4 protein-coding genes are annotated in these 5,606 nt (G+C 68.1%); 1 reads left to right on the top strand and 3 read right to left on the bottom strand.

Features of this window, described 5'->3' with window-relative positions:
• Positions 1-378 precede the first annotated feature (378 nt).
• Complete coding sequence (locus FOY91_RS20440; protein WP_145155787.1) at positions 379-966, top strand: hypothetical protein; 588 nt, start codon at positions 379-381, stop codon at positions 964-966.
• A 17-nt stretch (positions 967-983) separates the two neighbouring features.
• Here the strand turns inward: FOY91_RS20440 and FOY91_RS20435 are convergent, their stop codons facing one another.
• The 3 genes from FOY91_RS20435 to FOY91_RS20425 form a co-directional block, all read right to left on the bottom strand.
• Positions 984-1,829 (bottom strand): 4-(cytidine 5'-diphospho)-2-C-methyl-D-erythritol kinase, encoded by an 846-nt coding sequence (locus FOY91_RS20435; protein WP_145155785.1) that lies wholly within the window; start codon positions 1,827-1,829, stop codon positions 984-986.
• Positions 1,829-3,490, bottom strand: coding sequence for a tetratricopeptide repeat protein (locus FOY91_RS20430; protein ID WP_238995821.1), 1,662 nt, complete (start codon positions 3,488-3,490; stop codon positions 1,829-1,831). The genes FOY91_RS20435 and FOY91_RS20430 overlap by 1 nt, the downstream gene beginning before the upstream one ends.
• Positions 3,491-3,584: 94 nt before the next feature.
• On the bottom strand, positions 3,585-5,234 hold the full coding sequence (locus FOY91_RS20425) for an electron transfer flavoprotein-ubiquinone oxidoreductase (protein ID WP_145155781.1): 1,650 nt from the start codon (positions 5,232-5,234) through the stop codon (positions 3,585-3,587).
• Positions 5,235-5,606: the final 372 nt, after the last annotated feature.

Genomic DNA, 5,606 nt, shown 5'->3' with positions numbered 1-5,606 from the left:
TATATTGCATAAAGCATATAAGACACATGAACGACCTGACTTTAACCGATAACTCCACGCCTGAACGCCGCAGAGAACCGGAGCCGCCGCCCACATGTCCCTTCATCAAATAACTATGAGAAAGAGCGCCGGAGCAGAGACCATCCCAAACCCTAAGGCCGAGACCGTCTGCTCCGATACCATCAAGAAGTGAAAAGCGCCTCGAAGGCCGCTCCCCGTTCCGATGAACAACCCTCTACCCAACGACTCACCTCACCGCAAGCACAAAATTACGACACCCACACGACAAGGACGTGTCAGACATACGTCGGGCACCGCATACCCAGCCTAACGCTCGATCCCGCTTTCGGTTTATCAGGGCGCGAAAGGAATTCGCCGATGTCGAGAATCGCTAACGCCGCCGCTGCGATCGCCCTGCTCGCGGCACTGGCCGCGTGTGACCGCAAACCCGCCGATTCCGCCGATACCGCCGAGGCGCTCGACAGCGAGCTCGCCAACGCAACCGCCGCCGCCCGCCCGGCGACCGAGGGCGCGCTCGGCAAGCAGATCGTTGTCGATCCGTCGATAGCCGCCGGCGGCACCGCCCCACCTCGCCCTTCTGCCGGTGACCCGGGACAGTCCGTCGCATCGGCCGACGGCAAATGCACTTTCGCCTATGATGCCGCCTGGGCCGGCAAGCTGCCGGCCGAACTGCCGATCTACCCCGGTGCCCGTGTGACCGAGGCAGCGGGAAGCGACGCGCCGGGCTGCAAGCGGCGGATCGTCAGCTTCGCCGCCGCAGCGCCGGTGGCCAGCATCATCGATTTCTATCGCGGTCGCGTCTCCCGCGCAGGTTATTCCGCCGAGCATCTGGCGCAGCAGGGCAGCGACGTCCTTGGCGGCACGCGGGGAGACGCGGCCTATTATATCAGCGTTTCGCCATCGGGCGCCGGCTCCACGGTGGATCTCGTCGCCAACGGGGGCTGACTGCCCGTCCGTAAACCCTAGCGCAGGCGTGTCGCCAGCCTCCACCACTCGGGTCGCGCGACCGCGATCCGCGCCGCAGCGGCATCGCGGCCGCGGGCGTCCTCGTAAAGCGCGAAGCAGGTTGCCCCCGATCCCGACATCCGCACGAGACGCACGCCCTCGCCGGCACCCAGCTCATCGAGGACCGCCACGATCCCCGGCACCAGAACCCGGGCCGGCGGCTCCAGATCGTTCCGACCGGACCGTGCCGCCGCCCACGGAGCACCCACCGCAAGCGCGCCGCGATCCTGCCCGTCCCACCCGGCGAACACCGCCGCCGTCGATAACGCCACGCCTGGATTGACCAGCAACAGCGGCATCCCCGTCAGTGCGGCCGCGTCGACCCCCACCAGCCGGTCACCTCGCCCATCGCCACGTGTCGCGACCGATCCGAGGCAGGCCGGCACGTCTGCCCCCAGCGTCGCCGAAATCGCAGTAATGCGGGGGTCGCCCGCCGGCAGCCGCCATACCCGCACGAGGAGACGCAATGCCGCCGCCGCATCGGCGGATCCCCCGCCGATTCCCGATGCGACCGGCAGGCGCTTGTCCAGCGTCAGCGCCGCACCCGCCGTCACGCCGAATGCCATCCGCAACGCCTCACCGGCACGCAGCACGAGATTGTCGGCGGGATCGTCACCCGCCAGTGCCGCCGCGAACGGCCCTCCTACCGTCAGCGACAGCGCGTCCGCCGGGGTCGCGTGCAGCACGTCGCCCTCCTCGGCGAAAGCGAACAGCGTTTCCAGATCATGGTAGCCGTCCGCCCGCCGCCGCCGGACATGGAGCGCGAGATTGATCTTGGCGAACGCGGTTTCGCGGTCGCGCATCAGGGGGCGGCCACCGCCGGGCTCCAGCCCGTGTCGATCTTGCTGCGGATACGGGGTGCGTCCTTCGCCTCGGCGAACACCAGCGCCGCACGCCACGCATAGCGCGCCTCCAGCCGCCGCCCGATCGTCCAGTAGGCATCGCCCAGATGCTCGTTGATCGTTGGCTCGGCCGGTTCGCTCGACACCGCCGCCTCCAGCGTGGCGATGGCCTTCGGCACGTCGCCGCGCAGATAATAGGTCCAGCCGAGCGAATCGGTGATCGCCGCGTCGTCCGGCCGCAGCCGGCTCGCGCGCTCGATCAGTTTCTCCGCCTCGGGCAGGTTGATCCGCCGTTCGAGCTGCGCATAGCCGAGATAGTTGAGCGCGGAGGCCTGATCCGGCGCGATCCGTACCGCCTCCTCCAGCAGGAACCTGGCCGCCGGCCAGTTGCCCGAACGGTCGAGCGCACTACCGCGCTGGAGCAGCAGTGCCCAGCGATCGCCCGTCGCGCCTGCCTTGTCCGCAAGCGCCAGCGCCTTGCCGTAGGAGTCGGCCGCCTCGGCATGACGCTCCAGTTCGGTCTGCACCTGCCCCACGCGCACCCAGTCATCGGCGGTGTTGCCGGCGCGCGCCATCGCCAGCGCCTCGCCCAACGCCTTTTCCGGCTCACCGCGCCGCACCAGCAGCTGGACCCGGCTGAACCGCGCCGCCTCCTCGAACGGATCCCCCGGCTTCACCTGCTCCAGCGCGGCCAACGCCGACTCATATTGTTCGCCCGCGCTCAGGATCTCGCTGGTGACGAGCCAGTTCTCGGCATTGCCGGGCGCAAGGAAGGTTGCCAGCCGCGCCAGCGTCAGCGACACTGGAGTCACCCGCTCGCGATTGATGTCCACCGCGGTTCGCGTAAGCAAAGCGGCGATGCCTTCTGCGGGGCCATCCACCCCGCCCGGCAGGGGCCTGCCGTCCGTCACGATCTTCCGTGCGGCGGTCAGCGTGCCGTCGTTGCCGGCGATCATCGCCAGTGCCCCCGCGCGGTCGCCGCGCTTGGCCAGCGCGCTCGCCGCCGCCAGCTGCAACCGCACCGCGCGACCACCGCCGCCGGTGGACAACGCCTTCACCGCCGCCACGCCCTCGTCGATCCGGCCGGTCGCCAGCGCGATCAGGGCGCGGTGTTCCGCGGCATAGGCCATCGCGATCGGGCCGCCGCTGCGGGCTGCATCCAATGCAACGAAAGGATCGCCCTTGCGGCTGCCCTGCGCGATCCACCCGCGCAGCACCGGCACGGCAAAGCCATAGACGCCTTCCTGCTCGATCCGGTCCGTCGCCAGCGTCGCGGCTTTCCAGTCCGCCGCCAGCAGCGCATCGGCCAGCAGCAGCAGCCGGCCATCGGCGGGCAGCAGTTTGCGCGCGTCCAGCATCCGGGCCGTCCGCGTCGCCAGCGGCCGATCCCCGGCGGCGATGGCCTGACGGTAGGTCCGCAGCGCCAGCACGCTATCGTCGGGGGTTTCGGCCAACACCGCCGCATATCCGCGTGCCGCCAGTTCGGTCCGCCCGGCGGCATCGGCGGCGCGGGCACGGACGTAACGGGTATAACCGGAGGGGGTATCGTCGCGCGACACTGCCGCCGCGGCCGGCAACGGCGCCAGCAGCGCCGCCGCGATCGCCGCACCGGCGGCAATCATCGGCACGCGCCGGGGCTGCCCATTTACTCGTGCCCGCATCGCCACACTCCGTTTCGTGGGCAGCACGATAGCGGCCGGCCCGGCCCCCGCCCAGCTACATGTTGGGATAATTCGGTCCGCCGCCGCCCTCGGGCACCACCCAGTTGATGTTCTGGGTGGGATCCTTGATGTCGCAGGTCTTGCAGTGGACGCAGTTCTGCGCGTTGATCTGGAGCCTTGGATCGCCCGTTTCCTGCCCGACGATCTCGTACACGCCCGCCGGGCAGTAACGCGACTCGGGGCTGTCGTAGAGCGCGAGGTTCACCTCCACCGGCACCGACGCATCCTTCAGCGTCAGGTGGATCGGCTGGTCCTCCTCATGGTTGGTGTTCGAGAGGAACACCGAGGAAAGCCGATCGAAGCTGATGACGCCATCGGGCTTCGGATACTTGATCGGCTGGACCATGTCCTTGCGATACAGCTGCTCGCTGTCGCGGTGATGGCCGAAGCTGTACGGCAGGCCGATCTTCAGCGTCCGCATCCACATGTCGACGCCGGCCCACAGCGTGCCCACCGTCGGGCCGAACTTCGCCAGCGCCGGCTCGGCGTTGCGCACCGTCTTCAGTTCGGTCGCGATCCAGCTGTCGTGCAGCGTATCGGAATAGACCGTCAGCTCGTCGCCCTCGCGCCCTGCGCCCACCGCCGCGAACGCCGCCTCGGCCGCCAGCATGCCGGATTTCATCGCGGTATGGGTGCCCTTGATCCGCGGCACGTTCACGAAGCCGGCCGAGCAGCCGATCAGCGCGCCGCCCGGGAAGGTCAGCTTCGGCACGCTCTGCCAGCCGCCCTCGTTGATCGCGCGCGCGCCGTAGCTGATGCGCCGGCCACCCTCCAGGATCGCGCGGATGTCCGGGTGCTGCTTCCACCGCTGGAACTCCTCGAACGGGGAGAGGTGCGGGTTCTTGTACCCCAGCCCCACCACGAAGCCGAGCGCCACCTGATTGTTCGCCTGATGATACAGGAAGCCACCGCCCACCGCATCGTCGAGCGGCCAGCCCTGCGTGTGGATCACGCGGCCCGGCACATGCTTGTCGGCCGGGATGTCCCACAGTTCCTTGATGCCGATCGCATACACCTGCGGCTCGCAATCGGCCTCCAGGTCGAAGATGCGCTTCACTTCCTTGGTCAGGTGCCCGCGCACGCCCTCGGCGAAGAAGGTGTATTTGGCGTGCAGTTCCATACCGGGCTGGTAGTCCGGCTTGTGCGTGCCGTCGCGCGCCACGCCCATGTCGCCGGTGGCGACGCCCTTCACCACGCCCTTCTCGTCGAACAGCACCTCGGCCGCGGCGAAACCGGGGAAGATCTCCACCCCCAGCGCCTCGGCCTGCCCGCCCAGCCAGCGGCACAGGTTGCCCAGCGAACCGGTGTAGGTGCCCTTGTTGTTCATGAAGCGCGGCATCATCACGTGCGGCAGCTCGAATTTCTTGGCCGGCGTCAGCCCCCAGTGGTGATTCTCGATCACCGGCACGTTCAGCGGGCAATCCTGCTCCCGCCAGTCCGGGATCAGCTCGTCGAGCGCGCGCGGATCGACCACCGCGCCGGACAGGATGTGCGCGCCCACTTCGGAACCTTTTTCCAGCACGCAGACGGAGAGTTCCGACCCTTGTTCCGCCGCCAGCTGTTTCAGCCGGATCGCGGCCGAAAGGCCCGCCGGGCCGGCGCCGACGATCACGACGTCATACGCCATCGATTCGCGTGTGGTCATCGTCTCCAGTTCCTCATCCATCCTCGCCCGCGCATCCGGGCCTGCGCATCCGATCGTCGCGCGTGGCGAACGCTCCGCCATGTCGCCGATGCCTGCTGATTGACCCGATCGTCAATATCACAGTCTAACCATATGGGTGGGGCCGGGGAATTTCATAGATGCAGGGGCGCTGAGCGCGCTCGACTGGTGGCAGCTTGCCGGGGTGGATACCGCGGTGGACGACCACCCGCGCGACTGGCTCGCGAAACCCGCGCCGCCGGCGCCGGTCGCGGCCACTTCAACCTTTCTCTTATTCACATCTGCCTCTGCCGATGCCGCCTTACATGTAGATCTTTACGTGTGCGGCTGCATTCTATATATCTATCAATTTTT

This window comes from Alterirhizorhabdus solaris (assembly GCF_007785815.1).
Lineage (GTDB): Bacteria > Pseudomonadota > Alphaproteobacteria > Sphingomonadales > Sphingomonadaceae > Alterirhizorhabdus > Alterirhizorhabdus solaris.
This window is presented reverse-complemented; position numbering and strand designations above follow the sequence as displayed.

Bases quoted from the DNA above. Each gene is read 5' to 3' on its own strand.
- FOY91_RS20430 (WP_238995821.1), bottom strand. From the start codon at position 3,490: ATGATTGCCGCCGGTGCGGCGATCGCGGCGGCGCTGCTGGCGCCGTTG.
- FOY91_RS20435 (WP_145155785.1), bottom strand. From the start codon at position 1,829: ATGCGCGACCGCGAAACCGCGTTCGCCAAGATCAATCTCGCGCTCCAT.
- FOY91_RS20425 (WP_145155781.1), bottom strand. From the start codon at position 5,234: ATGACCACACGCGAATCGATGGCGTATGACGTCGTGATCGTCGGCGCC.
- FOY91_RS20440 (WP_145155787.1), top strand. From the start codon at position 379: ATGTCGAGAATCGCTAACGCCGCCGCTGCGATCGCCCTGCTCGCGGCA.